The 14874-nt window shown below is 69.1% G+C and carries 16 protein-coding genes and 4 pseudogenes; 4 read left to right on the top strand and 16 right to left on the bottom strand.

Annotated features, from left to right (window positions below; all coding sequences use genetic code 11):
* Positions 1-124: 124 nt before the first annotated feature.
* Positions 125-1282: a Gfo/Idh/MocA family protein gene (locus IO33_RS0105065; protein ID WP_031160694.1), complete on the bottom strand. Its 1158-nt coding sequence runs from the start codon at positions 1280-1282 to the stop codon at positions 125-127.
* 512 nt (positions 1283-1794) lie between these two features.
* Between IO33_RS0105065 and IO33_RS51055 the strand changes: the two genes are divergently transcribed.
* Together IO33_RS51055 and IO33_RS0105060 are read left to right on the top strand one after the other, a co-directional pair.
* Entirely contained in the window at positions 1795-2172 is a 378-nt protein-coding gene (locus IO33_RS51055; protein WP_167349433.1) for a hypothetical protein, read from the top strand.
* On the top strand, positions 2120-2539 hold the full coding sequence (locus tag IO33_RS0105060; protein ID WP_051926402.1) for a recombinase family protein: 420 nt from the start codon (positions 2120-2122) through the stop codon (positions 2537-2539). Before IO33_RS51055 ends, IO33_RS0105060 begins: the two co-directional genes overlap by 53 nt.
* A gap of 124 nt (positions 2540-2663) precedes the next feature.
* Here the strand turns inward: IO33_RS0105060 and IO33_RS43745 are convergent, their stop codons facing one another.
* From IO33_RS43745 to IO33_RS0105015, 11 genes and pseudogenes are all read right to left on the bottom strand, one after another.
* The gene (locus IO33_RS43745) at positions 2664-3329 is read right to left on the bottom strand and encodes a nucleoside/nucleotide kinase family protein (protein ID WP_245235691.1); all 666 of its coding nucleotides are present in this window, start codon (positions 3327-3329) and stop codon (positions 2664-2666) included.
* Between the two features lie 250 nt (positions 3330-3579).
* Positions 3580-4455: an LLM class F420-dependent oxidoreductase gene (locus IO33_RS0105050; protein WP_031160690.1), complete on the bottom strand. Its 876-nt coding sequence runs from the start codon at positions 4453-4455 to the stop codon at positions 3580-3582.
* Between the two features lie 204 nt (positions 4456-4659).
* The gene (locus tag IO33_RS52175) at positions 4660-4851 is read right to left on the bottom strand and encodes a hypothetical protein (protein ID WP_031160688.1); all 192 of its coding nucleotides are present in this window, start codon (positions 4849-4851) and stop codon (positions 4660-4662) included.
* A gap of 211 nt (positions 4852-5062) precedes the next feature.
* Positions 5063-5581 carry an EamA family transporter gene (locus IO33_RS52170; protein WP_051926401.1) on the bottom strand — a complete coding sequence of 173 codons (519 nt, stop codon included), beginning with the start codon at positions 5579-5581 and terminating at the stop codon, positions 5063-5065.
* Between the two features lie 88 nt (positions 5582-5669).
* Positions 5670-6104 (bottom strand): DMT family transporter, encoded by a 435-nt coding sequence (locus tag IO33_RS52165; protein ID WP_051926400.1) that lies wholly within the window; start codon positions 6102-6104, stop codon positions 5670-5672.
* A gap of 212 nt (positions 6105-6316) precedes the next feature.
* Positions 6317-6706 carry a hypothetical protein gene (locus IO33_RS45765; protein ID WP_051926399.1) on the bottom strand — a complete coding sequence of 130 codons (390 nt, stop codon included), beginning with the start codon at positions 6704-6706 and terminating at the stop codon, positions 6317-6319.
* 192 nt (positions 6707-6898) lie between these two features.
* Positions 6899-7105, bottom strand: a pseudogene (locus IO33_RS46945) (IS5/IS1182 family transposase); the annotation flags it as partial.
* Positions 7106-7310: 205 nt separating this feature from the next.
* Positions 7311-8780: an MFS transporter gene (locus IO33_RS0105030; RefSeq protein WP_051926398.1), complete on the bottom strand. Its 1470-nt coding sequence runs from the start codon at positions 8778-8780 to the stop codon at positions 7311-7313.
* A 64-nt stretch (positions 8781-8844) separates the two neighbouring features.
* Positions 8845-9762: an NAD(P)-dependent oxidoreductase gene (locus IO33_RS0105025; RefSeq protein WP_078963280.1), complete on the bottom strand. Its 918-nt coding sequence runs from the start codon at positions 9760-9762 to the stop codon at positions 8845-8847.
* On the bottom strand, positions 9759-10736 hold the full coding sequence (locus IO33_RS0105020) for an aldo/keto reductase (protein WP_031160681.1): 978 nt from the start codon (positions 10734-10736) through the stop codon (positions 9759-9761). Before IO33_RS0105020 ends, IO33_RS0105025 begins: the two co-directional genes overlap by 4 nt.
* Positions 10737-11031: 295 nt before the next feature.
* Positions 11032-12042: a LysR family transcriptional regulator gene (locus IO33_RS0105015; protein WP_078963279.1), complete on the bottom strand. Its 1011-nt coding sequence runs from the start codon at positions 12040-12042 to the stop codon at positions 11032-11034.
* A gap of 252 nt (positions 12043-12294) precedes the next feature.
* On the opposite strand from IO33_RS0105015, the gene IO33_RS0105010 reads away from it, so the two are divergent.
* On the top strand, positions 12295-12804 hold the full coding sequence (locus IO33_RS0105010; protein WP_051926397.1) for a VIT1/CCC1 transporter family protein: 510 nt from the start codon (positions 12295-12297) through the stop codon (positions 12802-12804).
* 21 nt (positions 12805-12825) lie between these two features.
* On the opposite strand, the gene IO33_RS52160 is transcribed toward IO33_RS0105010, so the two are convergent.
* The 3 genes and pseudogenes from IO33_RS52160 to IO33_RS54030 all read right to left on the bottom strand — a co-directional run.
* Positions 12826-13740: a multicopper oxidase family protein gene (locus tag IO33_RS52160; RefSeq protein WP_245235690.1), complete on the bottom strand. Its 915-nt coding sequence runs from the start codon at positions 13738-13740 to the stop codon at positions 12826-12828.
* Between the two features lie 36 nt (positions 13741-13776).
* Positions 13777-13899: pseudogene (locus IO33_RS53465) on the bottom strand (hypothetical protein); the annotation flags it as partial.
* Positions 13900-13927: 28 nt separating this feature from the next.
* Positions 13928-13996, bottom strand: a pseudogene (locus IO33_RS54030) (hypothetical protein); the annotation flags it as partial.
* A 133-nt stretch (positions 13997-14129) separates the two neighbouring features.
* Here IO33_RS54030 and IO33_RS52155 point away from each other — a divergent pair.
* Positions 14130-14300: a hypothetical protein gene (locus IO33_RS52155; RefSeq protein WP_245235689.1), complete on the top strand. Its 171-nt coding sequence runs from the start codon at positions 14130-14132 to the stop codon at positions 14298-14300.
* Positions 14301-14523: 223 nt separating this feature from the next.
* Here the strand turns inward: IO33_RS52155 and IO33_RS49170 are convergent.
* Positions 14524-14685, bottom strand: a pseudogene (locus IO33_RS49170) (transposase); the annotation flags it as partial.
* Between the last annotated feature and the right edge of the window lie 189 nt (positions 14686-14874).

The raw sequence follows: 14874 nt of genomic DNA, 5'->3' as shown, positions 1-14874 counted from the left end.
AGATCGCCCAGAAGCGTCATCACCTCGGGCAAGAACCAGGGCAATCGCCCCTCGGTCGCCACGGCCTACCGCATGCTCGCCGAGGGCGAAACGGTCGGCCTCAGGACCTTTTCTCGCTTCGGGCCTACGTGCCTTGGCCCGCGAGTGCGACCTTCCTTCCGGTGCGTGCCGCTTCTCTGATCCGCTCCAGCATGCGGTGCCGCCGGACAGCGTGCCGGAAGTCGGGAACGCCGTCCTCGTCCGGTGCGAGGTTCCCGGTGATCTGGTCGCGCAGGAGCGCGTACTGGTGGGCGACGTTGCAGGCGGGCTCGGCGGTTCGCTCGGTCCACCGGGTCAGCGACCGTTGGTATCGGGCGGGAATCGGAAGTTCGACCGGCGCGCCGTCGCTGCCCCTGGCGCCGTACAGCCGCAGCCCCCCGTACCACCACCATGGAGCCTGGACGGCCTTGACGACGAGATCGCCGTCCGTGCCGTTGATCTCCCAGTGAAACGCGGTGGCGCGGGACGTCCCACCGCGGAGGTGCATCGCGGCCACGGCCCCCGACTCCAGCACCCCCGTGACCGCGATCTGGTCCTCTGCGCTCTTGGCCGCGACCGCCCCGCTCGTGACGTGGACGACCTCGGGGCGCAGGTTCTCGACGAGAGCCAACACCTCGCGGAACTCCCCGAGCACCATGGTCAGCGCGTCGACCGAGTGCCCGAAGGGGATCGACAGCAGCGTCGCGCCGCTCGTGACGTCCAGAATGTATGCGTAGTTGTCTTCGTAAGTGGCGCCCCCGATCCCGCCCGACCCGAGCATGCTGGTCGACAGCACCCGCCCCACATAGCCGTCGGCGACCAGGTCCCGCAGATACCGAAGCGACGGAGCCGACCGGGCCTGCAGGCCGACTCCCGTGAGCACACCCCTGCGATGCGCGAGGTCGGCCAGCTCCTCGGCCTGTGCGAGGTCGGCACCGAGCGGCCACTCGCTGAACACCATCTTCCCCGCTTCCAGCGCGGGTCGGATGAGCTCCAGGTGGTGCGGAACCTTCACCGTCACCACCACGAGATCGACTTCCTCACTGCGGGCCAGCTCCTCTGCGCTGTCGAAGGTCAGCGGCACCGCATACTTCTCGCCGGCGGCACGCGCCGATTCGGCGGTGCCGGCGCTCAGCGCCCGCAACTCGTACCCGTCGAGCCCGGCCAGCGCCGGCACATGGGCGGTGGCCGCCCACCCTCCGCGCGCGCTCAGACCTACGACACCGACACGAATCAGCCCTCCATGAGGGGAAGTGGACGTCATGCGCACCCCAGTGTTCGCGACCGCCTGCTCTCTCACCTCGGAACGGCCCATAGCCATGGAGGACACGGTCCGAGCATCACGTTCAGCTACATGCCCTAGTTCTGAGAGGACTTCTGCGAGCGAGCTGGGCGAATGCGGGCGGTTCGCGCGTCGCCGGGCGGCTCTCTCAACTGACCGTTTGCGAGAGACCCGAACCGGAACTGGCGCTACCGCTGACCACGGTTCCTGTGTTCCTGTCCCGTCTCACGTGATCCCGTCTCTCTCTCACGGCGTGTTATCGGATTCGCTGCTGGTCTCATCCGGCGGTGTCCTTGCAGGCTGATGTGGCGCGGCGAGTCTCACTGGATCGTGTTCGTCGGACCGGTTTGTCTCCGCGGTCCGTGTACGTGGGGCGGTTCCGTCTCACCTGATATTCCCTCTCTCGGGCGGTTTGGGGCGGTTTCTTTTGTCGCCCCGGCTGCCGTTCTGGCTCTTTGTGATCAGTAGCCGTACGGCGTCGAGGGGGTGTCGCGGTGGTCTTGCCCGAGGGGCCCGAGGGGTTCGAGGTCGAATACGTCGATGCCGATGGGGTGCGCCGTCGGGTCGAGCTGGTCGAGTGCTGGGCGGAGCCGTTCGGGCGGTTGCCGCCGGCTCGTACGGTGCGGACCTATCCGGGGCAGAACTCGGTGACGCGCCAGTCCTGGGCCGCGACGACGCGGGGTCCGCTGCTGGTCGAGTCGCAACTGGAACGGCATCACGCGATGCTGCTGGACTTCGATCCGCAGGTGACGGGGCTGGCCGCCCAGCCCTTCCGGTTGCGAGCGCGCAAACGGCCAGACCCCCTGGCCCAAACGGGACTTGCTGCTGCCACAACTCCGCTCCGGCGACACCATCACGATCACTCGGCTTGACCGGCTCTTCTACTCCGTCCAGAACCTCATCGTCGTCGGCACCGACCCGCGCAACCGCGGCATCCGCATTCACGCCGTCGAGCAGCACATCGACAGCAACGCCCTCGAAGGCCGAGACCTCTTCGGCATGATGTCCGTCTTCGCCGGCCTGCACCATGAATTCGTACGCGCCGCCACCAACGACGGCCTCGCCGCCGCCCGCGCCCGCGGCGAGACCGGTGGGCGCCGGTCCCGGCTCACTCCTGAACAGGCCGAGCAGGCACAGCAGCTCTACGATTCGGGCGCCTCCATCCCGAAGATCGCCCAGACCTTCAAGACCGGACGTTCCACTATCTACCCCTACATCACACCCAAACCAGCGAACTGACCAGCGCGGGACAGCCAATACGCGGCCGCCTTTCGCGAGTCACCCATCCGCCCGGCAGCATGCTGACGTCACGCTGCCACGACATGCGGACGCGCGAACACTGAGTTGTCGATGACAACGTCCATCATCGGCAACGGGTCGACTTCCTGAAGATACGCTCGGCCACCAGATACCTGTTGCGGTGGATCGACTCTGCTTCAGTTCCGGCCCAGTCCTGGTCGCGCTCGGCACCCCGCTGAACGGACAGTTCCGCATCCACCTGCAACCAGATGCGGAAGTCCCAGTACTCATTGATCTCAGGGCGGAAGGCGAAGACACCATCCACGATCAGCACCGCGTCCGCGCCAAGCGGCGTCACTTCGGATGAGTGATCTCGCTGGGTCAGTGGATCGATGCTGCACAGAGCGCAGGTTGTCGCTCGCGATGACCGGCAGGGATCCAGCAGCAGGCGTTTGACCGCTTCATAGTCATACGCGTTGCGGTAGTACCCCTCACCAGACTCCCGGTCACAGAGGTGCCGGTCCCTCCACGGCTTCTTGAAATCGTCGAGAGTCGCCCGGAGCACTGGCCGCCCCGCAGTACTGATCCACTCAGCCAGTTCATGTCCGAAGCTCGTCTTCCCAGCAGCGGTGAAGCCGTCGATCCCCACGAGCAGGCGCCCCTGACCGAGGGCCAGGACGCGCTTGGCGATCTCTTCTACCAGCATGCTGCGCTCGACGGAGGCCGCCGGAGGACAGGGCTGCCGCCAGGACGAAGTCGAATGATGCACGTCCGCCTGTGGTGATGTCATGGAGGTGAACCTATCTGCTGGTTCAGCGGCCAGGAAGATCGCCCATCAGCACTCAGAGCGCCGACCCGCAACAATCATCATTTCAAGCCAGCGGACACGATGAAGTGAGACAGCCGTCGGCATCTCCTCGGCGCGGGCACGATGAGATGAGACACGGGCGCCGTCCCCTCTCACGGCAAAGCGCATCCTCACTGGTCAGAACGCCCCGCGAAGGCAAGATCCAATGAGACGGGACAGTTCCCCGAGGCCGTTATCCCAATAGGGAAGCGAGCCTGCGCCATTCCTCCCTCGGGAGCTTGTCCCTGTGGGTGCCGGTGAGCACCTGGAGGGCCACGTGGTCCCCGCCTGCTTGATAGAAGGTGTCGATGCGGTCGCGGATGCGGTCCTCGTCGCCCCAGGCGAAGACCGCGTCGACCAGGCGGTCGCTGCCGCCCTCGGCCAGGTCGGCCTCGGTGAAGCCGTGCCGCAGGAAGTTGTTGGTGTAGTTCGGCAGGGTGAGGTACATGGCGAGGGCGTCACGGGCCAGCGCGCGGGCCCGGGCCGGGTCGGTCTCCAGAACCACCTTCAGCTCCGGGGCGAGCAGCGGGCCCTCGCCGAGGATCTCGCGGGCCTGGGCGGTGTGTTCGGGCGTGACCAGGTAGGGGATGGCGCCGGCCGCCCGCTCGCCGGACAGCTTCAGCATCTTGGGGCCCAGCGCGGCCAGCACCCTGCTGTCGGCGGCGACGCCGGCTTCGTCCAGCTCGTCGAGATAGCCGGTCATCGCCGCGTACGGGCGGCTGTAGTCCTTCACCAGCGGGCCGTGGCTCACGCCGAGACCCACCAGGTAGCGGCCGGGGTGCGCCGATGCCACCTCGGCGAAGCCGGCCGCGGTCGTGGCGGCCTCCTGCTGCCAGATGTTCAGGACGCTGGTGCCGACGAGGATGCGGCGCGTCGCCCCGATCAGCGGGGCGACATGGTCGGCGGTGCTGTTGTTGCCGAGCCAGATGGCGCCGTACCCGAGTTCCTCCAGTTCGGCCGCGGCCTCGTCCAGTTCGCCGCGCCGGGCCGGGTCCTCCGAGCGCAGTTCGACGCTCCAGGCACCGTACCGGCCGACTTGCTGCTTCAGGGGGACTGCGGTGTCGCTCATCGGGTGTTCCCTCCGCGTGGTGGGCTGTGCCGTGATCATCACGTCTCCAGCCACTGCCGACCGGAGGGCGTCCCGGGTCGATTCAGGCCGTTCCCTCAGTTGGTCGAACGGCCCATAAGACGTCGCACACGCACGAGCGCGCCACTGTGGTGGGCGGGCTCGTGCCCGTCCGGGCGTGAGTAGGTGGCGTACAGAAATTGCCGATCAGGGCCTCGACCAGCTCCTGCTGGCGAAGGCGGATTCCCGCGGCGGCAGGTCGTGCGGAGCGGGTCCTACTCGCAGGCGGCGGCCCTGATAGAGGGGCGCGTTGACGATCTCCCGCATCTCGTAGCGGCCCTGGTGGCCGCTGACCGAGGGGTGCTTGGCCTTCCACTCGGCGATCACCTGCTCGATCAAGGAACGGCTTGTGCTCCTCGGGCTGAGGCGGGGTGTGCAGAACTACTGGGCTCCCTCCGTCGGCTGGCCCCACCTCGAACTGGAGCTAGTCCGGTGGCGGATACAGATGCTGCTCGATCGCGGTCTGATAGTTGCACGGCCAGAGTTCCAGATCATCGGGGAACGGGCGTTCGATGGCGGCAGAAGACGGCGAACCCCAGCAACGGGGCGTTCAAGGATGACCCATCAGGCAAGTACCACCCGGATCTGTCCACAAGATGCGGCGACATGTGCCCGTCCCCAGCGCGCACGAGGAAGTGGCGCACCTGGTCTCCGGAACCACCGCCCCCGCCAGCCTCCCCCGAATCGTCGCCGCCAGCCTCATCGGCACCATCGCGAGGTACGACAACTCATCCACCCAGGACCAAGACCCAGCGGTCGGCGGGGCCTTCTCCTCGGGCAGCGCCCGGTCGGGCTCCTCGGGGGCGTCTTTGCGGGTGGCCCCCACCGAGGCGAGAACCACCGCGGCGACGCCCGCCCACTGCGTCCTGGCAAGGTGCTGGCCCAGGAGGAACAGGCCGATCAGCGCGCCGACCGCCGGCTCCAGGCAGGTGAGCACACCGAAGACGCGGGGTGGGAGCTGGCGCAGCGCCTCCAGGTGGAAGGTGCAGGGAAGGAGGCTGGAGAGGACGGCCACCACAGCGGCGACGACGAGCGTGCCCGGCGCCAGGAGACGAGTACCGACCTGCACGACACCGTACGGCAGGCTCAGCAGTGCTCCCCCGGGACAGCCAGGGCGAGGCCACGGCCGTCGGGGACGCGCTCGGCCAGCCGTTTGCCTACCACGACGTATACGCCCCAGCAGCACCCGGCGACGGCGGCACAGATCGCTCCGGCCACGTCGAGGGCCTTGCCGGAATGGCTGAGCAGGACCACACGGTCGCCGCGAGGCACGCCCACAGCAGGTCGAACAGGCGCCAGGATCCGCACAGGGCGATGACGAAAGGGCCGAGGAACTCCAGCGTCGTGACGGCGCCGAGGGGCAGCCGGTCGACCGCTTCGTAGTAGGCGAGGTGGTGCAGCGCCAGGAGCGTGCCCGCGGTGGCGATGATGCCGAGGGCGGACCGGTCGGCCCGGATCCGTGGTCGCCACGGGGCGACGAGGACGAGCGCGGCGAGGCACAGCCGCACGGTCACCACCCCTCCCGGGCCCACGGCAGGGTAGAGACGGGTGGTGAGCACGGCCCCGCACTGCAGACCGAGCACACCGCCCATGACGAGTCCCGGGGGGCGGTACGGCCCCGAGTTCCCGGCTGATCGCCGCGGCGGCGCGGACGCGAGGCGTGGGGAACTGGCTGATGGCTACTGGGCTCCTTCCGGCGGCGTGGCTCGTCGCTCACGTGCCGCCGCTGGTGACGGGTGGTACGCCGGCTCGACCCCCGGCTGACTTGGCGGTGGAGTGTCGCCGACGGCGACTCGTTGAGTCGTCAGCGTCGTTGCGATGCCATGAGGCGGGGACTCTGGGCCCGCAGTGCCTCACGGAGGCCGAACAGGCGGTCCGTCAGCCCGGCGATGCCCTTGGCGGGTTGCACGTGCCCGACGACGGGAAGGTGGGCCATGAGCGCCTGATGGGCCCTCGCGCCGAAGCACACGTCGCCGGACGGCAGGACCGTCACGCTGTCGTGGTCCGCCATTCTCACCTGCCACGCCACCGCCTCCTGACAGGACAGGCCGGGCGGCAGGTCGAGGGCGACACGGCCGTCGCCGATGCGGACGCGATAGCCACCCGGAAGACCCAGCGGTCCCGGCACGTCGGCGTACACCTCTCTGCCCGCCGTCAACGAGACGGCGAGCACGGCGGCGGTGTGTCCGGTCACCGGGTTCAACTCCTCGCGGGAGCAGGAACGGTGAGCCGCGAGCAAATCGCCCCTCTGCGGCACGGGCCGGTCGTCCAGCCAGACCCGGGCCTCGTCCCCGGGGTCGGCGGGTGCGTGGAGATGCGCGTGGTGCGCGACACATCACCCCTGTGAGGCCAGGGGCCCGCCGTCGGGCGCTGTAGGTGGAAGCGTCACGGTCGCGATGCCGATCTCGAACCCTGCGGCGAGTTGGGCGTACGTGTCGCCGCATCGCAGGTTGGCCAGGGCGGGCAGGGCCTGACGACGGACGGGCGGACGCCGCCATCGCCTGCCGGTGTCCCGCCGATGAGCGGCCAGTTGCCTCGCCAGGTGCCGCAGCGTGCGGCTGGACAGATCGATCGACGACGGGTGGACAAGCACGCGAAGCTCCTGACGGAAACGGGTGATCTTGGTCGAGTACCCGTCCAGCAGGAGCTTCGTCGTTCCGTACCACCCATGCCCACCAACACCCCGACGCCACAGCCAGGTTGGAAAAGGCTCAGTGAGCCGGGCGATAGGGTGTGCCACGACCCTGCGGAGCCGGGCCGGAGGAGTGGGTCGGTCGCGCCCCAGCCGTCACAGCGCATCAGGTGACACCGTGCCGCTGTGCCCGGAACCGGCCTTTCAGCGCCACGCACGTGGCGAGTGCGGCCGCCACCAGCCCGGCGAGCATGGCTGACCGGTCGCCGACCACCGTGGAGGTGTGCCATGTCCGGTCGACCGCGTTGGCGACCGTGGGAAGCAGCGCCGCTCCCATCGCGGCGCCCAACTGCCGGCTGGTGTTGATCACTCCACCGACCAGGCCCTGGTCACGGTCGGCGATCCCGGTACTCGTGGTGACCATGCTCCCGAATGCCAAGCCGGCGGTGCCGAACCCGACGAGGGTCACCGCCGCGAGCGGCAGGTGGGAACCCCCGGCCGTCGGGAGCTGGGTCAGGGCGGCGAAGCCGACGGTCGCGGCGGTTCCGGTCACCACCAGCACGCGATGAATGCCGAGATGTCGCGTCAGCCGTGCGCCCAGCAGACCGGTGACGAGTCCGACAACCCCTTGTGGAGCGATGCTCAGTCCGGCTTGGAGCGGGGACAGCTGCAGGACCTGCTGAAGATAGACGGAGAGAACGAGCATTTCACCACCGTTCCACAGGCCGAGCAGCAGCATGAGGGTGCTGGCGTCGCGCAATCCGTGGATGTGCAGCAGGGCCGGCTGCACGAGCGGGTCGGGCCGACGGTGTTCGTTCGCCGCGAAGGCCGCGCCCGCCAGGGCGGACAGTCCCAGCGGAGCCAGTACGCCGACGGAGTCGATACCGGTGGTGGCAGTCTGGGAGACAGCGAAGACCAGGGCGCCCACCGCCAGGGTGATCAGGAGCGCGCCGGTCAGGTCCAGGTGCCGCCCGGCACGCGTCGGTCTCGACTCCCGCAGGACATGGGGAGCGAGCAGTAGGGCGGCCAGCCCCACCGGCACGTTGACCAGGAACACCGAGCGCCAGCTGAGGAATTCCACCAGTACGCCGCCGAGCACCTGGCCGGCGACGAAGCCGACGGACGCCGTCGCACCGTACAGACCCAACGCCCTGGTCCGGCGCGGGCCTTCGGCGAAGCCCGTGGTGATGAGCGACAGTGCTGCGGGAGCGACCATCGCGGCTCCGCTTCCCTGCACCAGGCGCGCGGCGATCAGCAGTCCCGGGTCGCGGGCGAGTCCGCCGGCCAGGGATGCGGCGGTGAACACGCCGATCCCGGCGAGGAACAGGCGCCGGCGCCCGTAGAGATCACCGGCCCTGCCGCCGAGGATCAGCATGCCCCCGAAGGCGATGGCATAGGCCGTGACCACCCACTGAACCGCGGCGGCGGAGACGTCGAGCTCACGCTGGATGGACGACAGTGCGACGTTCACGATGCTGAAGTCCAGCACCACCATGAAGGCGGCGACCAGGATGAGCGAAAGCCCAAGCCGTCCGTGCTCGCCCGTCTCGCCGGCGAGACGGGCGGGGCCGGGGTGGTCATGGTCGTCCCCTGTGATCGTGGCATCGGGGGGCTTCGCCGTGGCTGCGTGCGACATGGATGGACCGGCGGGACCGACGAATGTCCTCATGCCCGGGTGTCCTTTCATTGCGCCGGTCTGATCACGCCGTGATGTAGACCGCGGACAGGTCGTCGTCGGCGTGCTCGACGGCGGTGTGCCGCCAACGAGGCAGCAGCGCTTCGGTGAGTGGCAGGTGGGTGCCGATGCCGTACGCGGCCTGTACCGCCAACTCGGCGTCCTTGACCGCGTGCTTGAGCGCGAAGGCAGCTGTGAAGTCTCCGGCCAGCATGGTGGTGGCCTTCTGCACCGCATACGGGGAGCCGAGCGGGCTGGACTGCAGCAGTGCCACGATCGAGGCGGGGTCCAGGCCGAGCCGGCCGGTGAAGGACAAGGCCTCCGCGGTGGTTTCGACGAGGTCGACGAGCCAGGTGTTCAGCACCAGCTTCGCCCTGGTGCCGTCACCGGCCGGCCCCAGCCAGACGGTGGTTCGGCCCAGCGCGCCGAACACGGGGGTGAGCATGTCGTGCACCCGATCGGGACCGCTGGCCAGGATGATCAGCTGACCGGTGCGGGCCGGTGCCTGGCTGCCAGAGACCGGTGCGTCCACGAACGTCACCCCGTGCCGGGCGGCTGTCACGGCGAGCCGAGCCGACCAGCGAGCGCCGACGGTGGCCATCTGCACCCAGACCAGTCCGGGGCAGCGGGGCAGAAACCCGTCCGGGCCGTTCGCCGCCCGCTCGGTGGCGGGCCCGTCGGCGAGCATGGTGATGAGGATCCCGGCGCCCTGCACCGCCTCCGCAGGGGTGCGTGCGACGAACGCTCCGTGTTCGGCCAGGGTGGCGGCGCGGCTGCTGGTTCGGTTCCACACGCGAAGCCCGAAGCCGCTGCGGGCAAGGTTCTCGGCCATGGGGCTGCCCATCCGTCCGGTGCCCAGAAAGGCGATCACCGGTGTCTTCGCGGTGCGGTCGCCGAGGGGAGCCGGCGTGTCGTGCGGCGAGGGTGGCTGGTTGGTGGTCATGACATTCCTTCCGGGGTAGGACCGCCGACGGGAACCGCTGCGGACATGATGTGGTCGATCTCGGCCAGGTCGGACCGGCTGAGGGCGAGGTCGAGGGCGCCGAGACTCTCGGCCAGGTGGGCCGGGGTGCGGGCGCCGACGATGGCAACCTGGACGGCGGGGTGGGCCAGCACCCAGGCCACCGCCAGTTCGGCGACGGATGCGCCGCGGCGGGCCGCGAAGGCACGCAGCGCCGACGCCACCTCGACATTGCGTGCGAGCCCTGGGCCGGTGAAGGCCGTACTGCCGCCACGCCAGTCGTCGGGGCCGAATGCGGTATCAGGGGTGATGGCCCCGCCGAGCAGACCGTGGGCCAGTGGCCCGTAGGCCAGCACGCCGACGTGGTGCTCGGCGGCGTAGGGCAACAGGTCGGTTTCGATGTCGCGGCGGAAGAGGTGGTACGGCGGCTGGACGGTTTCCACCGGCAGCACAGTGGCGAACTCAGCCATCTGAGCGGGGGCGTAGTTGGAGACGCCCACGTGGTGGATCAGTCCCTGCGCCCGCAGTTCGGCGAGCGCGGCGGCGGTGTCCGGGAGGGGGGTGCGCGGGTCGGGCCAGTGCACCTGATAGAGGTCGATGTGGTCGGTGCCCAGCGCTTCGAGGCTGGCTTCGACACCCTTGCGCAGCCATGCCGGACTGGCGTCGCGGACCAGCCGGTCCCCCTCCATGCGCAGCCCGCCCTTGGTGGCGATCACGACCGAGTCGCGGTACGAGCGCAGCTCGTCGCCCAGTGCCGCTCCGAGCAGCCGCTCGGAGCGGCCGAACCCGTAGGCGTGGGCGGTGTCGAAGAAGTTGATGCCCGTCGACCTCGCGTAGCCGATCGCCTCGATGGCGGCCCGCTCACCCACGGGCCCCCAGTCCCCGCCGAACTGCCACGTGCCGTACGCGACGGGGGTCACCTCCAGGCCGGATGCGCCCAGTGTCACCGTCTTCATGTCGTCCTCCTCGGGTGTGGAACGTCCTGTCTCGACGCTCACACCCGCGGGAAGCCGCCGGTAGTGGCCCTTCGCTTGCCGGGATACAAGCGGTCCTTGTACCGGGCAGGAGTGACGCGGTCGCCTGGAGATGCCGGAGTCGGCAGCACTCAGCAGCGCCCCGGACGGCAACCGAGCGGCAGGCGTCGACCGGCGATCCAGTAGGTCGACGCCCGGCGGTGTGGTATCGGAGGTGGAGGGGCGTGCCGGCGATCGCACATACGCGCCGAGAACGCGTTGCGTGAGCCCGGCGCCGTCACGCGGCGGAACGGCGACGGATGTGGGTGCCGGTCTCCGGCTCCGCGCCGGATGTGGGTCGGCGCGTCCGCCCGGGTTGATCGCGGCGGGTGATGTGAGCGATCAGATCCCGTGCCGCTCCGCTCGGCGGAGTGGACGCGCCGTCCCAGATGACGCGCAGAGTCCTGCGCAGGTCGAGTTCCGGTGTCTGCACCATCACGAGCCGGCCTGTGACCAGATCGTCCTTGACGGCCAGTTCGCTGATGACGGCTGGTGCGGTGCCGGCCAGTGCGGCCGCACGCACCGCTGCCGTGGTGGGCAGCGACAGCGCCGGGATGGCCTGGGGAGTGCCGGGGCCGAGCACCGCGGCCAGCGCGGCGGTGAGGGTGTCGAGGGTGCCGGAACCGTGCTCCCGGCTCACCAACGGCGCGGCGGCCAGCTCGGCGGCGCTGACCGGCCGGCGCCGCCGAGCCCAGGGGTGGCCCGGAGTGACGACCACGGCGAGCCTGTCGTGGCCGACGACCCTGCCGTGGAGACCGGCCGGCCGCTGTGGGCCCTCGGTGAATCCGATGTCCGCCGTGCCGTCGGCGACGTGGGCGATCACTGTGGTGGTGTTGATCGCGGTCAGCAGGATCTCCGGGGCGGTGCTTCCCGGGCGTCGTGCCGCACGGAAGGACGACAGCCAGCCCGGCAGGAGCTGCTCCGCGATGGTCAGGCTGGCACTGACCCGCAGTCGGTCACGCCGGTCGGCGCGCAGGGCGGCGATCCCGGCATCCATCTCGGCCGCGACACCCAGCAGCCGGGCGGCCCACTCCGCGATCACGACACCTTCGGCGGTCAGGCTGGACCCGCGCGGACTTCGGTGCACCAGCGTGACGCCGGTCTGGGCCTCCATCGCCCTGATCCGCGCGGAGACCGCCTGCTGGCTCACCCCCGCCGCCCGGGCGACGCTGTTCAGGCTGCCTTCCTGCGCCACGCCCAACAGCAATTCCAGCGCGGCAAGGTCGGGGACGTGCGTACTGAGAGCCATGAGCCGCCCTCCCAGCTGCAAGCCGGGGTTGTATCCCCTCAAGCCTACGGCCGCTACCGGAGCGGGGCGGCCTCTGCGAGCTTGGAAGACACCACCCGGGAGGCCGTCCGGCCACCCGACGAAGGACGTGGCCGGGGATCCTGCAGGTCTTACGGCCCGCACCGCACGGTGACACCCCGCTCTTTTCGGACTCCGCGTCCTTCCGGACTCCGCGTTGGGCCCGAGGGGCGACGACCAGCCAGGAGACACACCATGAGCGCCCCCACGCTACTGAGCCAGCCCGAGCACGAAATCAAGCGATCCTTTCTCCTGCAGCGGGCGCAACCCGCCATGAACGGCCTGATCGACGGCTCGCTGTCCACGCTGGCACCAATCTTCGCGGTCGCGTTCGCCACGCACCAGCCGCGCTACGCGTTCTTCGCCGGGCTGGCCACGGCCATCGGCGCCGGTGTCAGCATGGCCTTCTCGGAAGGCCTGTCCGACACGGGAGACCTGACCGGCCGCGGCAACCCCTACCTGCGCGGAGCGATCACCGGGGCGGGCACGTTCCTCGGCGGTGTGCTGCACACCCTGCCCTTCCTGATCCCTCAATACCGCGTCGCGCTGATCGTGGCGCTGGCCACGATCACCTTCGAACTGCTGACGCTGGCCTGGATCCGCTGGCGCTTCTTCGGCACGGGCTTCCTGCGCTCGTTCGTCTCCATCGCGATCGGCGGGGCGGTCATCGCCGGCGTCAGCGCCGCGCTCGGCGCCGCCGGCTGATCCGGCACACTGCCCTGTGCGTCACTTCTCGATGTCCAGCACTGCCATCATGCCCCGGTCCTCGTGGTTGAGGATGTGGCAGTGCAGGACGGTCTTGCCGGTGTAGTCCTTCAAGCGCATCCGGATGACGAGTCGGCCCTTGGCGGAAACGTTCGCGACGTCCTGCAAGCTGTGACCGTGGTGCGGGCGGCCGTTGACGCTCATCAGCTGGAAGTGATTGGTGTGCACGTGGAAGGAGTGTTCCTCGTTGCTTTCGTTGACCACGGTCCACTCCTCGACCGTGTTCAGCTTGCCCCGCATGTCCACCCGGTCCGGATCGAACTGCTTGCCATTGATGTAGAACTTGGTGCCGGCCGCGTTCTCGGAGAACACCACGGTGCGTCGTGCGGCGATCTCCTCGTGGCTCAGATCCACGGTCGGTGCGATGGACGAGGTGGGCAGCGCCGCCGGTGCCGCGGAAGTCCCTGCCGAGACGAGGGTGGCCAAGGTCGCCTGCGGGAACGAGTTGCCGGCGGGGTCGGTCTGGTACGGGAGCGTCTGCAGCTGGGTTCGGCCGGCCGGACCGCCTTGTACGAGTACGTCGAAGCGGGTTCCGGCGGCGAGGAGCAGCGAATCGGCTGTCCAGATGCGGTCGACGGATGTGCCGTCGTGGGCGATCACATGGAACTTCTGTCCCTGCGGATGGACCTTGTAGTAGATGTTGGCGCTGATGTTGGCCAGCCGCCACAACTGGTTCTCACCCGGCCGGATGTGAATGACCGGGGCCGACTGGCCGTTGACGGTGCGATGGGTGGGCGCACCGATGTGGAGATCCTGGGTCTTGACCGCGTCGCCCTGGAGCTGGAAGTCCTTGAGCGCGATGACGTGCTCGGTGATGTGGCGCAGGTTCGCCGGGAGGTACTGCTGTAGGCCGTCGACGACGAGGAGGCCCGACATGCCCCCGGCGAGCTGCGCCGCGGAAGTGTGGTGGGGGTGTGGGTGGTACCAGTAGGTACCGGCTCGCAGCGTGCGGGGGGAACTGGTAGGAGTAGTGGAACGTCTGGCCGGGATGGACGTGGAGGAACATGTTGTCGGCGTCGCCGTCCGGTGACACATGCAGTCCGTGAACATGCATGTTGGTGTCCTCATTGAGCGTGTTCCTCAGGGCCATCTCCACCTTGTCCCCCGGCTGGATCCGCAGCGTGGGCGGCATGTAGCTGCCGTTGTGGGTGAGAGCCCACACCACATGGCCGCCGGGGTTCACGCGCCGTCTCCCCACGGCGATGTTCACCCGCAGAAGCCCGTTGTGGCTGACCCATTGCGCCGGTTCCCGCAGAGGAGCGCCTGTGACGAACGAAATCGCGGGCGACGGCGACGACATCATCGACGACTCGGTCGGGCCGCTGGTGCACGCGCTCATCAGGGCACCGAAGGCAAGCATCAGCGCCATGGTGATGCAAGGCGGTGTGGAACGGGATCGCATGATGCCTCCGCTGAGGGACACCAGGGTGGCGTAGCTGATCACCACGAACCCCCAAAGGAAACCACACACACCGCGGCTGAGCCGTTCGACTAAGCTCTGCACCCCCGATGCCGCACTGCAGCAACGTGTGGCGCACATGCCCCCACTCGTGCGCGAGCATGCCGTATGCACCGGTGCCAAGGGGCGCAGGAGTGCGGTCGACTCCGCTGGACCGGCGCGATCGACGACGGCCTCGCCGCCGTTTGCAGAGCATTTCATCAGGGGAGTCCGCGGTAGCGGATGGGGGAGGCCGCAAGCGCGGTGAAGGCGAGGAAGTGGTCAGGCTCGCGCTCGTAGCGACGGTGCCGATGCCGGCAACCGGTGAGTCGGCCGATGGCGCGTTCGACGACCCAGCGGTGTCGGCCCAGGTGTGTGGACGCTCATCCTGGCTACGTCGATGAGAGTCCCTGCCGCCGTACGCCGTCCACTCGAATCCATTCGCGGCCTGACTACAGCCCGACACCACCCCACCGACCAATAGGGCCACCCACGCCTACCGGCGTGCCCTCGGAGTACGCGGAAACCACAGCTTTACGATCTCCCCATGGCAGACGAGAGCCATGATGTGA

Origin of the sequence: Streptomyces durhamensis (assembly GCF_000725475.1) — a bacterium.
In the GTDB taxonomy this organism is placed as follows: domain Bacteria; phylum Actinomycetota; class Actinomycetes; order Streptomycetales; family Streptomycetaceae; genus Streptomyces; species Streptomyces filipinensis.
The sequence above is the reverse complement of the archived record's forward strand: the minus strand, read 5'-3'. Positions and strand labels throughout refer to the sequence as shown.

What these genes read in the sequence shown, in the direction of transcription:
- IO33_RS0105015 (WP_078963279.1), bottom strand. Translation starts at nt 12,042, where the DNA reads ATGGCTCTCAGTACGCACGTCCCCGACCTTGCCGCGCTGGAATTGCTG.
- IO33_RS52165 (WP_051926400.1), bottom strand. Translation starts at nt 6,104, where the DNA reads ATGGGCGGTGTGCTCGGTCTGCAGTGCGGGGCCGTGCTCACCACCCGT.
- IO33_RS52160 (WP_245235690.1), bottom strand. Translation starts at nt 13,740, where the DNA reads ATGTCGGGCCTCCTCGTCGTCGACGGCCTACAGCAGTACCTCCCGGCG.
- IO33_RS0105020 (WP_031160681.1), bottom strand. Translation starts at nt 10,736, where the DNA reads ATGAAGACGGTGACACTGGGCGCATCCGGCCTGGAGGTGACCCCCGTC.
- IO33_RS0105050 (WP_031160690.1), bottom strand. Translation starts at nt 4,455, where the DNA reads ATGAGCGACACCGCAGTCCCCCTGAAGCAGCAAGTCGGCCGGTACGGT.
- IO33_RS0105065 (WP_031160694.1), bottom strand. Translation starts at nt 1,282, where the DNA reads ATGACGTCCACTTCCCCTCATGGAGGGCTGATTCGTGTCGGTGTCGTA.
- IO33_RS0105025 (WP_078963280.1), bottom strand. Translation starts at nt 9,762, where the DNA reads ATGACCACCAACCAGCCACCCTCGCCGCACGACACGCCGGCTCCCCTC.
- IO33_RS0105030 (WP_051926398.1), bottom strand. Translation starts at nt 8,780, where the DNA reads ATGTCGCACGCAGCCACGGCGAAGCCCCCCGATGCCACGATCACAGGG.
- IO33_RS0105010 (WP_051926397.1), top strand. Translation starts at nt 12,295, where the DNA reads ATGAGCGCCCCCACGCTACTGAGCCAGCCCGAGCACGAAATCAAGCGA.
- IO33_RS43745 (WP_245235691.1), bottom strand. Translation starts at nt 3,329, where the DNA reads ATGACATCACCACAGGCGGACGTGCATCATTCGACTTCGTCCTGGCGG.